Annotated in this window: 5 protein-coding genes; all 5 read left to right on the plus strand. The window is 42.0% G+C overall.

Features of this window, described 5'->3' with window-relative positions:
- The first annotated feature begins 62 nt into the window (after window positions 1–62).
- The 5 genes from P0106_RS03030 (at window position 63) to P0106_RS03050 (ending at window position 16,361) form a co-directional block, all read left to right on the plus strand.
- Window positions 63–5,003, plus strand: coding sequence for a PD-(D/E)XK nuclease family protein (locus P0106_RS03030; RefSeq protein WP_473730423.1), 4,941 nt, complete (start codon window positions 63–65; stop codon window positions 5,001–5,003).
- A complete protein-coding gene (locus tag P0106_RS03035) occupies window positions 4,996–9,207 on the plus strand; it encodes a UvrD-helicase domain-containing protein (protein ID WP_473730424.1) in 4,212 nt (1,403 codons plus the stop codon). Before P0106_RS03030 ends, P0106_RS03035 begins: the two co-directional genes overlap by 8 nt.
- Before the next feature lie 87 nt (window positions 9,208–9,294).
- Window positions 9,295–9,966, plus strand: a complete 672-nt coding sequence (locus P0106_RS03040; RefSeq protein WP_004138751.1) for a GNAT family N-acetyltransferase — start codon at window positions 9,295–9,297, stop codon at window positions 9,964–9,966.
- 495 nt (window positions 9,967–10,461) lie between these two features.
- The gene (locus tag P0106_RS03045; protein ID WP_473730425.1) at window positions 10,462–10,632 is read left to right on the plus strand and encodes a hypothetical protein; all 171 of its coding nucleotides are present in this window, start codon (window positions 10,462–10,464) and stop codon (window positions 10,630–10,632) included.
- Window positions 10,551–16,361, plus strand: a complete 5,811-nt coding sequence (locus P0106_RS03050) for a MiiA motif-containing surface protein (protein ID WP_473730426.1) — start codon at window positions 10,551–10,553, stop codon at window positions 16,359–16,361. Before P0106_RS03045 ends, P0106_RS03050 begins: the two co-directional genes overlap by 82 nt.
- The last annotated feature ends 68 nt before the right edge of the window (window positions 16,362–16,429 follow it).

The following is a 16,429-nucleotide window of genomic DNA, read 5'->3' on the forward strand; positions in this document are numbered from 1 at the left end:
TTTGCCGTTTAGAGCTACAAAAAGCGGAAGAATAGCTCGCGCCAGTTGATAGAATTGTGTTTATGTGTACGGAAGATTCTGCGCTAGATGCTGTTCAATCGTTGCTTGATGGCAGTCTTAAAAACACCAGCGAACGTCACACCAATGTTTTGTTGGTGTTTGGCGCTCCAAATTCTGGAAAGTCAAGTTTCGCTCTAAACGCTCTTCTATGCGGTTTGCGAGCTAATTGGAAGAATACGCAGGACTCTAAATACGAGAAAGCCGTACAGCTTTTACTCAAACATGCGATTCGCACTGATTTTGCTATCGCCGCAGCCCAGAATCGTGCAACTGCCGCACGCATGTCTAACTACGTAATAAGCAATCTTGGTGTTTCATACCAGTCTCGTCCAGTTGGCACTCTTTCCGCTTTTGCATTCAGCCTGATTTCCGCACGAAATAAGCTTTTTGGAATACCCTCTCCTAAATTGCTTAACGGCGCTGAACAAGATGCGATTCTTCGCGAAATAGTGCGAATGCATGTTAATCATGTTTTGCAAGGCGATAGCGGTGATTGCAAAATCTGCTCGCTTTTTAACGATTATTTTTCTGGAGAGTATTCTAAATCTTTGCAAGATGGTGATTATAAATCACATGATTCTTGGATTTACGTAATATCGCAGTTGCAAAACAGTGATAATCTTATGGATTCGTTCGACTCTACAGATTATCGGAATGCACATAATGCGCATAATGCTTATAATGCGCATAATGCTTATGATGCTCAAAATACTCAGGATTTGCCAATAAATAGTGCTTTCATTCATCAACTTCGCGATATGCTCGCTCGACTAGACGAAATGGGAATTGTAAGCGAATCTGCAGAGTTGCAAATATTAAATAGCCTTAATTTTCAGTCGCATTTACAATCTGGCTCTAGTTCCGATTTGCTTGCAACTTTGCAGGCGGATTTGCAATCTTCTAGCATTGCTAATCGTTTGCGTGTGCAATGGAATTTGGCTTTTGCACTTCGTAGTCAGTATGCGGATTGTGTGCGGAAAAAATATCCAAATGCTTTTAGATTAGATTCTTCTAAACTTTTGGCTAACGGTGTTCAAATTTTGAATGAGATTTTTAAGAGTTTATATGATGATAATACAGAAGAATCGTCGGTTGCTTGCGACTATTCAGCTGACTCTTCAAAAGATTTTTCTAAAGAATTATTTGCGCTTAAATGTTCACTTCCACGTCTTTTGGTGGTAGATGATTTTCATGATGTAACACTTGCTGGACTTGCATTTCTTGAGTCTCTATCTAGTTTAGGTGTTCGTATTGTTTTAACGGCAAACCCAGACGAATCTGTGCAATCCTTCCGTGGATCATACCCAGATTATGTGGTTGAAGCTGCTCAGCATGGTGTTATGCAAGCAGCGGTACTTAAATGTGACTACAGGATTGACGGTGTAGCTGAGTCTTACAATGATCCCAATGATCCCAATGATCCCAATGACTATGTAGATTCTTCAAATACTTCAGATTTGCTAAAACAAAATAGTCACTCAATTCCACTGAGTCTTTTTTCATCTAGGGTTTCGCTTTCAATCCCTTCGCTTATGCCAACGCAAACGCCTATCGCCCGAAGGGCTTGGAAGATGGCAAATGTTAAAGGCGCTTTTCCTATAGAAAAAATCGAATCAAATTCGCAAGAAACAGAAAATTCTTCGGTTTCTGGCGACTTGTATCGTACTGCGCGCGAAGAAATGGATTGTGTTATTTGGCAAATAAAACGCGCTCACTTAGATCACAAAATCCCGTGGAAAAATATGGCTGTGATTGCTCACGATAATGCTACTGTTCGTGCTTTCGGCGAGCGACTTCGCAAAGATGGTGTTCCTGTGCGATACTCGTCCGTTACTCGCGCTCTCAGGGAAGAGCCGTTTATAAAAGCACTGTTTGCGCTTATTGAATTGGCGCAATTTAGCCAAAATAGCGTTGATAATTTAGCTAAAGACGTATCTTTAGGAACTCGCACTATTTCTTCGATTGCGCGTTTTGTGAAAAGTCGCATAAAAACCATAATGGATAGTCCTCTGATAGATTCAGATAATTATAATTGTGCTGATTTAAGTGCTGTAGAAGCGCTTATGCGTTCCATTGTCTCTCTTAGTGACATGGTTACATCTAAGGAAAATTCCCCTCTTAGCGTTCTTATAAGACAGTGGGATTTACTGCAAAATCAGCTTTTAAACAAGACTGATTCTAAGAATGATGGTTTGGATGCTAATTTTAACTTCGACAATCGTATTTTTGATTCAAATCCAAACCCTAATTCCACGCGATTTAGTGTTGATTCCTGCTATCTTCTGATAATTAAAGCGCTTATTGATAGTTGTGCTATTGATAAATCAATGGATTGTGATGATTTTAGTGTTGATTCCTGCGATTCTGATTTATTGGATAAGTCACCAGCTGATAAGTCACCAGCTAACCAAACTCAATCTGATCAAACTACAGAAATTTTTTCTGTTTTGCAAAAAATGCGCCCAAACAGTGTTCATCTTCGTACTTTAATGCGCGTTTTTAAAATCACGTCTAAACTATCTAAGATTTTAAAACAAGATTTAGCAAAAATTCAAAATAGTGAAACAAACGAGGCTAGTTACATACTTGGGCAGGCGTGGAATCTTTGTAATTGCGCTAAAAAGTGGCAGATTCAAGCGCTTAAAAACAACGATGAAGGTCGTCTTGCAAACGATAGACTAGATGCTGCTATGCGATTATTTGAGTATGCTAATTCGTTTAATTACATAGATTCGCGTGCGGATTATTACGAGTCGTCGGTTGCTGGCGACTATTCTGCAGCGGCACCAACAATCACACAGTTTATTGATCAAGTTCGTCAAATGGAAATTGAAGCTGATTCTCTTGCCAGCGTTGCTCCTGTTCCTGATTCTGTAACGCTCACAACTCCGTCTGGTTCAGTTGGTTCTCGCTGGGATTATGTGTGGATTCCAGCCGTACAGCAGCGAGTCTGGCCAAATACTGCGGCTCGAAGCACAATGTTTGGGTCAGAAACTCTAGTAAACATGGTGTTAAATAATAGGATTTTCGGCTCAGTAAACCTTAAATCTAATAATTCTAAAAATTCAACATTATTAGATGAATACGCTAATCCTACTGGAATTTGCGTAAACGATAGACAAGCGATTTTTACTGGAGAGCAGCGAAGCTTTTTAATGGCGATCACGCGCGCCAACCGTCATCTATTTATAAGCGCGGTTAATAGTGATGATTGTGTTCCTTCTGATTTTCTCTACTACTATTTGCCAGAAATATATTGGCGTAATGCGGATGGAAGTAGTGAATACACTGATTTCTGTGAAGATTTTGCTGTAATGGATGCGGATCCTAGAGGGCTTGTTGCTTCGGCGCGAACACAAGTAGCGCGTGCAATATATGAATCAGAAAATAGTCACAACTTAGACGAAAATCCTACTATTAAAGATGCTTTAACAGCGTTGAATCTTTTGAAAAATAATGGAGTGGATTCGGCAAATCCAGAAAATTGGGATTTTATTCGTAAAAATTACGGTTCTAAGACCGAAGAGAAATCTATTGAAAACGAATCAAAATCAAACTTAGTCACACTATCTCCATCAATGGTGGATAGTCTTTGGTCATGTCCAGTCTGTTGTCTTTTAGAGCGAAAATTTGCAGGTCCTACACGTGGAGGAACGGCAGCACAATTCGGCACGCTTATTCACGAAACTGCTAGATGGGCAAGTCAAGATGAGCATTTAGATAATGAGTATTTACGCGAAAAATATCCACAATTGGACGCGTTTGCTGCGATTAAAAATGACAAAGTTAGCGAATTGCCAGACTTTGACTTTTCGTTTGAATCTATAAGCGCTTTACAAAAAAAGGCGATTGAAGATGTTGCAAACACTATGATTGAGCATTATTATTCGATTTGCCCAAGTGATTCCAATATTTCAGACGTAAAAGACCGATATCGTTTTATAAAAAATGATTTAAATGTTCGACGAGCGCTTTATACGATTGCTCAATATTTTGTAGGTTCTTTAACTGGATCAAACTACCCGATTATGGCAAAAAAAGATGAAGACGGTGTGGTTACTGATATTTTACCAGCGTTAGAAAAGTCGAAGTCTGCAAAACCTACAATTGCAGACGTCGATTTGGGGAATCTTGAACATGCCTATTGCGAGTGCAATATAAATGCCACTTTTGGATTCGACGATATTTTAAACGCCTATAATCGTGCGTCTAAAACAAAAACGAACTTGGAAGATCTTTATTCAATAATGGGATTCTTAGTAGGCGGATGGCAAAATGGCGCGTCTAGCGATTTGCGAGTGAGGATTCAAGGTCGAATTGACCGCATGGAAATTAGAAAATTAAATGACAATACGGAACAAATTCGCTTAATCGACTATAAAACAGGAAAAGTTCCTAAAACGCAGCAGGTGTTTAACGATTTACAACTTATCTGCTATCAGCTTGGGATTGTGTTTTGTAATGAAAACGTTGAAGACGTTAAACAATTGCTTAAGTTTAAGCATACAAAAATCGCGCGAAGTGCGCTGTTTCACGTTGTATACAAAGATTCTCCTGCGCAAGATAATGGTGTTGCAGAAAACATTTGTCAGCCGTCTTTGTTTGATGCTGATGGCGCGTTGAGCACTAAAGGACTGATAAGTCGATACAGGTATGCAGATGATAATCGTCTTTACGAACTTCCAGATATTGATGCGCAAAATCCTGCGGACGGTGTGAGCCAGAATGCGTGGTCGGATTTTGTAAACCTGCCTATGAGAACAAAATGGTCTCTTATGATGATATCTCGAGTATTCTTTGCTGCTTCTGCTGTTAAGTCAACCAGTTTTGTTGTTGAGCCAAAAGCAGACCATAAAAATCATTGCAGATGTTTAGATGTATGTCCTGGTTGCGCTGGAAAAGTGGACACGGTTTACGAAATGATTGAAGGTAAAAATGAATAATGCAAATGTTACAACCGTAAAATCCACACCTAATAGTGCTCCAAGTTTAGAGCAAAAAAACGTTATAGAAGCGCCGATTAATCAAGACGTGCTAATAGTTGCTGGAGCTGGCAGCGGCAAAACATACACTATGACTCGTCGCGTAATACATTTAATTAAAAGCAAAGTTCCGCCAGAGTCCATATTGGGATTAACCTTTACAAACAAGGCGGCTGCGGAATTGCTAAGTCGCGTTTCGGCGGAGGTTAGCGCAAGCGGTGCAAATGGCGCAAAGTCATTCTTAAAGCCAGAAGTTATGACGTACGACGCGTTCTTTCAATCAATCGTAAGAAGATACGGGCTTTTGGTTGGCTTTAATCAAAACACAATGCCATTAAGCGATGCTGGCGCGATGGAAATCATAAAAAGTATAATCGGAAAATATTTAGATAATCCACAAAATCACAATAAAAATTTAAACAAATTATATGATTTTGACACGTTATGTTCAGATGTTATGAAACTTTGTGCTGAAATATCATGCTCAATGATAGGTGTAGACGCGCAAGGAAACACTTGTTCCAGTGTGCCTCAAGCAGTACAAAAAATACGAGAGTGGAATAACGAATTTGCAGAACACTTAAAAAATGTCATAGGAAACAAGAAAGTCGAATCGCCATTACCTGCTAAATCACCAGCAATACCAAAATACAAAAAAGTCAAAAAAACTGCTGGAATGAGTGCGGAAGACGTTACAAAAACATCTTCAGAAAAATTTAAACAAGCGTGTAAAAAATACGAAAAATATTGGGATGATTCATGCTTGCAACTCTGCGTGAATCTATACAACTCATGTGTAAAAAGAGACATACTGTTAGATCTTGTTTTGCAATTTGACGCTGAAAAAAAGCGCGTAAACATGGCACAATTTAGCGATTTTACAATCGCAGCCTACTATTTAGTAACACATTTTCCTTCGATTTGTGCGCAATACAGGAATCAATATTCGCAAGTTCTTTTAGACGAATACCAAGATACTTCTACAACGCAAGCAATGCTTATAAATACGCTGTTTCATGCGGAGAATGATGCGGAGAATGGTGGAGATTTTGCGGCGTCAAAGCGTACACACGTTATGGCAGTAGGAGACCCATTCCAAGCAATCTACTCGTTTAGAGGAGCTTCAACTGGAGCTTTCTGCAAATTTGAACAAGACTTTAATATAAACAAACAAAACAAATATTCGCTAACTGTTACACGCAGAAACTCGCTTTTTATACTAAAAGTTGCAAACGCACTAACTGAGCCGATGCGCGGAGAAAATGGCGATAATTCAACGCAAAACGCAAGTCGTAGATTTAGCAGCATTGACGATCGCGAAGTGCAAGTAGAAACCTTAAAGCCAAAAGAGGATGCGCAAAATGGCACGATTGCAGCGCTATTTATGCCATCTCAGGCAGAAGAAATCGACGCAGTAGTGCGATTTGCGCAAAAAATTATAGAAAAGCAGGAAAAGCAGGAAAGTCAAGGATCTCAAGTATCTCAAGTATCGCGCGAACCACAATTGGCAATACTATTTAGAAGTAAAGCAAATATGCCAAAATATGCTGAAAAATTAGAATCAGCAGGTATAAGAACAAGCATAGTAGGATACTCATCGTTAATCGAAAAGCCAGCAGTTAAAGATGTATTAAGCCTCCTAAAAGTAGTGCAAGATCACAGCGACTCAAACTCACTTATGCGACTTCTAGCTACACCGCGTTTTGCGCTATCTGCCGACGATTTGGGGGCATTAGCTGCAATCGCAAATAGCGCAAACACGGAATATCTTTACAACATTTACTCGTCGGCAGGATTATTAGAAGCAGATCTTCCTAAAAGTCAGTGGGATTCTGCCGTTCGCAATCTTAGAAACAAGGCGAATAGTGGGGAAATATCTGGGCAAGTCATAAATATTTATGGCGGAGTTTATTTAGCAGACCTAATAATGCGTGATTTTTCCACAAAAAACGACCAGTGGGTTAATCAAATGCAGCAAAAACTTAGCATTAGAGGGTTTGATGCAGTAAAAAGACTCAGTAAAATCCTACATAATGTAGAAGGCGTACAAAGAAACTCGCTAACAAACGTAATGCAAGCCGCTGTTCAAGCTCTTAATGTAGACATAGATACAGCAGTGGGGTCTGCCTTAAAATACAAGGATTTTAGCAACCAAATCATGCTGGACGACATGCGTAGTGTGTTAGATTCGCTAAATGCAATTGTAGAAACATATATTCAGGAAATGGGCGAGTGGCAGGACGTAAGTTTACGCGGACTAATAAGCTGGATTGACTCAGCAAAAAATCTTGATTCTCAGTCAGGATCCTCTGTTTCATCTTCGTCTCAAACAGAACCAGCGCAAGTCGTGCTAATGACAGTTCACCAATCCAAAGGTTTGCAATGGCCTGCTGTTGCTGTAGTTGGTCTAAATGAGGGCGCTTTTCCAAGTAATCAAGGAGATTCGCTAAAAGTTGATGATAATGGGCAGGCAAGCGCTCGCATACCGATTGAGTTTGGTGCAAGCGTGCCTTCTGCGTTGCGCGTGGATGCCAACATTTTGCCGCATTTTCCGCATACAGTCACGCGCGCGGAGGCAATGCACCCAGAAAAAGCAATGCAAAGTTTAGATAGTGTGCAAAAGATTTTTGACGAGATTAAGCCAGATAGAATCAAAGCTTTGTGCGATTTTGCGGAGGCAGTTAAAGAAGTAGATTCTTGCGATTCTTCGGATTCTGGCGATTTTTTGAGCGAAGAAACGCGCCGCGTGTATAACGCGTATAAATCCCAGCAAAACGTTGATTCTATGCCATTTACGCAAAGTGAGGAGCGCGGAATTCAGCTTCACATGGATGAGCGTCACCTTATGTATGTTGCTCTTACGCGCGCAAAGTTCGCTGCTCTTTTAACAGGATCAGCTACATCTGGAGATAGCGCTCAAAGTGGCAGAAAGCGCAGTGCGTCAGTGTTTCTTAACGAATCAATAAATGCTATTAAAAATCTCAATGGAGCTATCGAAGTACAACGCTGTGATTCAGATGAGGAAAATAAAACAGAATCTAAAGAATCAAAAGAATATGATTTAAGTCAAAATGGCTTAAATCAGGATGTTTCAAATCAGGATGTTTTCGGTTTTATAGCTGGAGACGATGCTCAGGAATTTGCTGCAGAGTTTAGCAAAATCGCGCCTCAGTCTGACTCATCAAGTTTAGAGCCAACACTTAAATGGCCTTGCACATTGAGCAGTACTATAGAAAAATCCTTAATAGAATCAGCAAAACTCGTGGAAAACTGCGATTCTGATTTAGAATCCGTATACGATTCATCCATCAACACAAACCCTAAATCGTTGCTCTACAAGGCAAAAATCTTCATACAAGACGCGGACTTAACATCACAAAATGACTGCGACTATTCGCTAGAAGAATTAGCCGAAAAAGTGAATAAAATATCTAGCGAATCAAGACTAAACGTAACATCGTTGCAAAAAATAAGCAAAATCGCACAAAATGCAAAAACAAGCGTTTACAACAATCTATTGGCTTGCATTAGACCAATCCCGTCCATTCCTTCAATAGATGCAAACCTAGGCACAAAATTCCACGCTTGGGCGCAACAGTTTGTAGACTCAGCAACACCGAGCGAATCTTGCGCATGCTACGAGTGGAAAAACATTGTAAAACATGGAATATCGTTAGAAAAAACGCCTGAAAACAGACAGAAAGTTATAGACGATTTTAATCAAAGTCGCAAAGATTCAGATTCGCAAAGCTGCGCATTAAATCAATGGAAGCAACGGCTTATAGAATCGCGTTGGGCAAAACGAGTGCCGCTAGCTGCAGAAATGCCGATTCTAATGCAAATCGACGATTCTGCGTTTGCAGATAGAATCATCAACGGTACTTTGGACGCTGTTTTTGCAGGAGGATTAGACGCTGGCGATACTACAAAACTCTACACAATCGTTGACTGGAAGACGGGAAAGCGGCCAAAAAGCGCGGAAGATATTCGCCTAAAGCTAGAGCAGCTCGACTGGTATAGGATGCTGCTTGCGCGCGCAACAAACGTTGATTTAAGATGCATTGACGCCACTCTTTACTACGTTAGCGAGGCGCATGCGGAAAATCGCGAGATTCACGCATTGTGTAAAACGCGCGACGAAATTTTGAGTGAAGCGTCTTTTTAAAATCAACTTTTTTGATAATCTAAAAGTAGAATATAAGCCGATTTAAGTTAGTAAAAGTAAAGTTAGTAAAAGTAAAAGAAGGACAAAATGACGGTTGAGTTTCGTCCAGTTAAAATTAACGACATTGACGCAATCGTAGAAGAATACGAGCGCACATGGGGGATTGCGAATGCTGTTGGAGCAGACGCTTCGCGCAATCTTTCTAGGCGATTCGTGCTGCACTATTTAGAGCCATCCACGTTTGGAACTGTTGCAACGATAAACGGCAAATTTATGGGGCTGCTTCTTGCGCGTGTTTACGGAGATAAGGTGCTGTTTAAGCAAGTTCAGAAGATGCTAGAAGAGCAAGAAGCAAAGATGTCTAGCAAAGGCGATTCTTTGCACGCAAAAGCGTTGGATTCTGCGATTGGCATGGGACAGATTGAGCGCAAGTTAGAGGCGATGAGCCATATTAACGACTTGACTCAGGCAGAGTTGGAGCTTTTTATTGTTTCTCCAGACGCTCGCGGGCACGGAGTCGGTGGCGGATTGTGGAAGCGCACAATGCAACATTTGCGCAGCCGCGGAGTGAATCGCTACTTTTTGCACACAGATACGGCTTGCGATGTTAGTTTCTACGATTATCACGGGCTTAGGCGAGATGCTACGTGGGCTAAAAAGGATCATGAGAAGTATGCGAACCGCGTAAAAGACCTCGTTGAGGACTTGTACATATATTCGGGCGAGCCGTTTGTAAACCGCACCAAGCGCTTTGACTGAGCTTGAAATTGCATAACGCATTTCAAGCTCCTTCAAAGCGTGATTTGGCTCAAGAATAAAGTCCAGTGGACTTTACGTTTAAGCGGCTCAGCGAATCGAGGTGACTTCTCGCGCATTATGCAGCTCGAAGTCGTCGATTCGCACAACGCTCTGCCTCTTGCGTGTTGTCTGGTGTTGCGGTTGTTCCGTTTTGGCTTTGATTTTGTTTTTTGGTTGATGTTTGTTTGTAGTGGTTGATCATTTGGATTATTTGGTATCGGCTGCCGCTCTTATATTGTTCGACCAAGAATCACCCAGCCCTCTTACGTGTCTGAACAATTGCGTGATTTTCATCACCGAGATTTTTGTGTGTTGCGCGCGCTAATCGCATAAAATTCATCATACGAATCAATCTTAAATTGTATATAACAATTAGTAAAATATGCTTCACGTTATTATATGAATTTTGTGATTTGGCTGGAACAGAATTCAAAAACAAGATAATGGAGTAAGAGTATGTCTAAGAAGATTCGTTCAATTAAGCATTATTCTGGTATTAACGCTGGTGTTGGGGCTGACTCTCAGCCAGTTCTTTCAAAGAGCGTTTGCGCTGCAATGCTGGCTGGCGCAATGGTGCTTGGGGGGGGGTATTCGTTTCCTCGCCTGCCTATGCTGACGGTTATGTAGACGGCACTGGCAACAACATTTATTACGGCTATAAAACAGACGCAAGTTATACAGAAGCTCGTTTCCACATAGAAGTGGATTATTACGATACTCTTGAGCATGCTCAGGCGGGCAAGGATGAGGGTAAAGACCCGCTTGGAAAGTTTGTTCGCGTTCATTATCTTTCTAATTGTGCCAAAAAAGACGGCACAGCTGACGATTGGCGATTCCGTCCAATGTGGTGGTTCGGCGTTCCAAAAGGTTTGCAGAACGTTCAAAATATTACGTATACGCGTGTTGAAAAACTGACAAATCAGCGCGGAAATCAGCCGTTTGTGCCAGCAGGTTCATCGCAGTTTACGTTTACGGATACAAACGGCTACGGCGTTGTGTCTAAGAAAACATATCCTACTCCAAAGCAGTGGAAAAGCATCTCCAACTTCTACTTTGATGAGCAAAATGTGCTTGCAAATAAGGGGTGGAAGCAGCTGCTTGGTCTTAATGGCGGAAGTTACGATAACGCTGGAAATACTGAGGGTCAGTGGGGTGATTATCAGAAGGAAACCGACGGCTTACAGGGCATTTTTGTAGACTGGGAGTCGGCAGGTCAGCGCTTCTATGACATGACTTACGTTGGCGAGATGACGGATGATGCTTGGCAGAAGCGCGATGAGAATCCGCTTCGTTTTGCTGCTGGCGTGTATCGTTTTGCTGGTAACTGGCACTATGCTGTTGGTCAAAAGCACAATACTCCAAAGATTGCGGACCATTTGAAGCTTGTGTATCCAGAGGTTACGAAGGTTAAGGATCCTTCTAATTTGCAGGATGCGGAACAGAAAGCAATTAAAGAAAAAATCACAAAAGCGAATGAAAACACCAAGTACTTCAAAGAATTAGTTGCTGATAATGGTGTTGTTGTGAATAAGGACGGCTCTGCAACTATCACCTTTAAAGATAAGACGACTCGCACTATGCCAGCTAGCTTGCTTGTTTCTAAAGACGAGACTGATAAAGATAAGTACAAGCCAGTCATGCCTGAGCGCACGCCTGTAGTGAATTTGAAGAATCTTACTTCTGATGAAAAAACTAAAATTCGTCAAGCGATTATTGATGCTAATGGTGGTTCATCTCCAAACGAGTTCTTGAAGCATGTGAAGCAAACTAATAGTCAGTATGAAATTCGCGTTCAAGAAGACGGCAGCGCAAAAGTTACTTATGCTGATGGATCAGAGCTTACTATTCCTTCTACAGATTTGGTGTTACAAGGACCAAAAATCTCCGACTGGGCGCCTTACGTTGTGCCGGATGCGATTGAGGTTGAGAATCTTTCAAAATTGACTGACACGGAGAAAAAGCAAGTAACCGATGCTTTCGATAAAGCAAACGCTGACTTGGATGTCTATATTGCAGCTAAGAAAGACGATAAAACTCCTGTAAGCTTTGATAAAGACTTCAAGAATGCCATCATCACCTGGGCAGACGGTTCAACAACAGAGATTCCTTCTTGGCAATTCCTAAAGCAAAAGGCTGCTGAGCAAACTCCTACTCCAAAGCCGCCAACTCCAAAGCCAGCTGAAGAAAAGAAGACGTTCACGGTTGATTTGCCGGATGCACCTGCTCAGGTAAAATTTGATCCATTTGATAAGCATGCTACTGTTGCTCCAGGTTTAATTACAACACTTCAAAATCAGTTAAAGGGTCGTACTGCAAAAGATGCGAACGATCCTAGTAAGTCTGTGACTATAACATCTGCAACGATTAGTATTGCGGATGGTACCGTGACTTTCAAGGCTGATGGATATGAGGATAAGGTTTATCCAATCGGAATCTTCTATAAAAAGGAGGTAACTGGAACTGGTACCCAGAATCCTACGCAGCAGACGCCTACGAGCAAGACTGATACTGACCCTAACAACAACAAAAATACTTATAAATATTTTGTTACTAAGACTCAAATTAATGAATCCAAGGTTTCTGATGTAAAGCCTCAAGAAGCTGCTAAAGCATTAAAGCAGTTTGTTAAAGATAATTACACTGGTTGGACTGAACAAGAATTAGCAAGTGTTACTAGTAACGTAGCTGTTGGTAAAAACTGGACAGCGAAAGCCGGTACAACAAATCTTGAACCATATAACAATGGTAATGGAAGAGTCACATCAATTAGTGTAAATAGTGATAATGGATTAACAGTTACTGGTTATCAGTATGCAGACCAGGATGACGCTAATATTGACGTATCAACTGAGACCCCATTATTTATTATTTCAGCAGATGATTTGTATGCTCCAAATAGTGGAAGCCAGACTCCTACGGACAACACCGTTGAAAAATTGAAAGAGCTTGCTAAGCAGCTTCGTGACCAGCGAAAGCAAGCTGGAGAGTTAACAGATGATGCTATAACCACTCTAAAAGCTACTGACACAGATATTGATGGCATGAATAATGAGAAAGCTCTTCGTGAGCTTATCAAGAAGATTGCTGATTATCAGAAGCCAAAGCCAGTTGAGTATACGTACAATTTTGAGAAGTTGACGTTGGATCACGAGGGTGATTTAACTGATGATGATTACAAGAAGATTGTTGTAGAGCAGTTCTTGAAGAAGAACTATACGACGACTGACTGGTCAAAGCTCGCGAATGCTTATTCTAAGAGTGCTACTGTTCTTTCTGGCAACAATGCAAACACATATAACTTAACTCCTGCTGCTGGAACATCCGGTTTGAATATTTACACTGGAGATAAGCAAGCAGGTGGTGTGACGAGTGTTGGTATTGATTCTAGTGGTGATTTAGTTGTTCGCGGCTGGAAAGCAGGCTCTACCGATAGTCATGCGGAAGAACTGATTCGTATTAAGAAAGCTGATTTGTTTACTCCTAAGCCTAAGGATCAAACCTCAACCCCATCTGCTGATGATCTCAAGAAGTTTAAAGAGCAGGCAAAGGAGATTATTAATCGTAATCCAAAGCTTACTGATAAGCAGAAGGAAGATTACAAGAAGCAGATTGAAAATGCTACTACAAAGGAGCAGATTCAGAATATCCTCAAGCAGGCTAATGATCAGGCTGGTAAGAATAATGTAAAGCCTGAAGACATTAAGAAGAAAGAGAAAGAAGAAAAGGAAAAGCGTGAAAACGAGCAAAAAGAAAAGGATAAGAAGGAGCGCGAAAAGAAGCAAGAAGAGCAAACCACTAAGGATAAGAAGAGTGCTAACGACACTATTGATGGTCTTAGTGATTTAACTCAAGATGAAAAGGATAAGCTCAAGGAAAAGCTGAATGGTAATAGTGGAGATACTACCAAGCCTGGTGCTAAGACTCCTGAAGAAGTTCAGCAGATTGTTAACGAAGCTCAAGCTCGAAATGCTGCTCGCAAAGCTATTAAGGATGAGTTACCATTCCTTGATCATGGTACGGGTGCTGAGGGTAAAACCGATACAACCCACGCCGATGATGCTGCTCTTAACGAGTTGCTCGGTACAAAGTCGGGTAAGGATTCAACGCTCACCGATTTGGAAACTGCTCTTGCAAAGACGAATCCTGCTGCCACTGCAAAAGAGATTAAGACTGCTCTTGACGCAGCCAAGCGCCAGAATTCGATTAACGAAGAAAATGCTAAGAATGCTGGTATTGCGAAGCTTGAAGCTAAGAAAGCAGATCTTGATGCAGCATACAAGGCGTTGAATGATGAGCAGAAAGCAAAAGCTAAAGATAAGTATGAAGCTGCCACTAAGGCAATCGATGATGCCAAGAACACTGTTAACAGTGCAACAAAGCCTTCTGACATCATGACAGCTGTTAATGGTGTAGATACTTCGCTTAATGCTGCTAAGGAAGACATCAAGAATAATACGCCTAAGCGCGATACGACTGGCAACACCAACGATGACCAGAACGCTCTCAAGCAAGAAAAAGAAAAGCAGATTGAACGCATCAAAAATAGCGGTCTTTCTGACAAAGATAAGCAGAAGGCTATTGATGACATCAATAATGCAAAGAAGCTTGGCGACCCAACGGGTATTGCTGATCGCGCGCTGAAAGCAAAGAAGATTGCGGATGCTCTTGCTGCTATTGATAAGCTTGGTCATTTGAACAATGCACAAAAGCAAGCGTATAAAGACATTATCAACGGCACAGCTGCAAAGAATCACGTTGACGATAAAGGCAAAGACACTGGTGTTGACGATATTGACGATGCGCTCGCAAATGCAATCAACACCGATAACGCTATGGCTCGTCTTGAAGAGTTGAAGGTTATTGCGGATAAGTTTGCTAAGGGCGATGCATACAAGAATTCTAATGACGCTAATAAGAAGAAGGCATTTGATAATGCTTCTACTGCAGCTGGTGCCGTGCTTGACAAAGCTAAGGGCGATCCTAAGGATGCGGATCAGGTTAATGAGCTGTACAAGGATCTTCTTAAGGCAATGCAGGATCTTGACAACAAAGTTAAGGGTGCAGGCGTTAAGACCGATGCTCTTGCTGCGGAGATTGACTCCGACAAGAACTTGAAGCCAAGCGAAACTGATCCTAAGACTCCAGGCGACCCTGTTTATAACACTTCTTCTAAAGATAAGAAGGATGCGTTTGACAAGGCTCTGACTGAGGCTGAAGCTGCTTTGAAGACTGCAAACGACGATAATGCGGATGCTAAGAAGCCTACTTCCACTCCGCTTACTCCTGAGCTGGAAGCTCAAAAGCAGAAGGCTGTTGACGACGCTCTTGACAAGCTTATTAAGGCTCGCCTTGCTTTGGATGGTGTTAACACCAAGCCTTTGCAAGATGAGATTGATAAGGACAGCAACGTTAAGAACTCAGATAAGTATACGTATTCTACTAAGGATAAGCAGACTGCGTTCGATACAGCTTTGAGCGAAGCTAATGAATTAATCAAGAAGCTGACTGGCGCTGCCGATCAGCAAGCACAACCTGGTCAAGGTACTCAACAGCCAGATCTTAGCACAAAGGACGCTAAGCAGAAGGCTTTGGACGCTGCTTTGAAGAAGTTGCAAGACGCTGCTAAAGCTCTTGATGGCACGAAACCAATAGAGCCAACTCCAACTCCGACCCCGACCCCAAGTCCGCTTCCAACTCCTGGTGCCGGAACTGATAATACTGGTTCTGGTAATACTGGTTCTGGTTCTGAAGCAGGTTATGGTGTGAACGATAATGCGCCTACTATTGTAGATAAGGGCGAGTTGAACATTCAGATTGATAGTGCTGAAACTGATTCTAAGCCTGGCAATGCTGGAGCTGGTAACGCAAACGCTGGCTCAGCTACAGGCGCCCAGGGTGGTGCAGGTACATCTTCAGGCTCAGGAATGGGCACTGGCACTGCGGGCGCAGCAAATGCAGGTGTTGACAACAAGGCTGTAAACAACGCTGTAGAAAACGCTCCAGAAGTAAAGCAAGCGGATGCTGCAGTTAAGCAGGCTGCTGCTACGCTAGACGAAGCTTTGGCACAAGCTAAGCGCGTTGCTGCAGATCCGCATGCAACGCAAGCGCAAGTTGACGCTGCTGCTGTTAAGCTTGCGGATGCTCGTAAGGCACTTGCGGATGCTCAAGCCAATGCTGCAAAAGTGCGTGCAGCTGTTCGCAGCCGCGTTATAAAGGGCATGCGTTCTCGCGGGAATGCAGGCGTTGCTGCGGGCGCAGACGTTGCTACTGCTGGATTGATGGCAACTATGATTGCTGCAATTGGAGGAGCGTTTGTAACTCGTCGCATGCGCGCAATGCACGCTAATCGCGACTAGCGTTTAGTTGCTACTTATGTAGGTCGTCGCGCGACGACCTACATAAGCGCTTAAAGCGTAGCGCGCGA

The sequence above is a fragment of the Gardnerella sp. c11Ua_71 genome, assembly GCF_055818025.1.

Coding starts and splice junctions, on each gene's coding strand:
- P0106_RS03030 (WP_473730423.1), top strand. CDS start 63: ATGTGTACGGAAGATTCTGCGCTAGATGCTGTTCAATCGTTGCTTGAT.
- P0106_RS03035 (WP_473730424.1), top strand. CDS start 4,996: ATGAATAATGCAAATGTTACAACCGTAAAATCCACACCTAATAGTGCT.
- P0106_RS03040 (WP_004138751.1), top strand. CDS start 9,295: ATGACGGTTGAGTTTCGTCCAGTTAAAATTAACGACATTGACGCAATC.
- P0106_RS03045 (WP_473730425.1), top strand. CDS start 10,462: ATGTCTAAGAAGATTCGTTCAATTAAGCATTATTCTGGTATTAACGCT.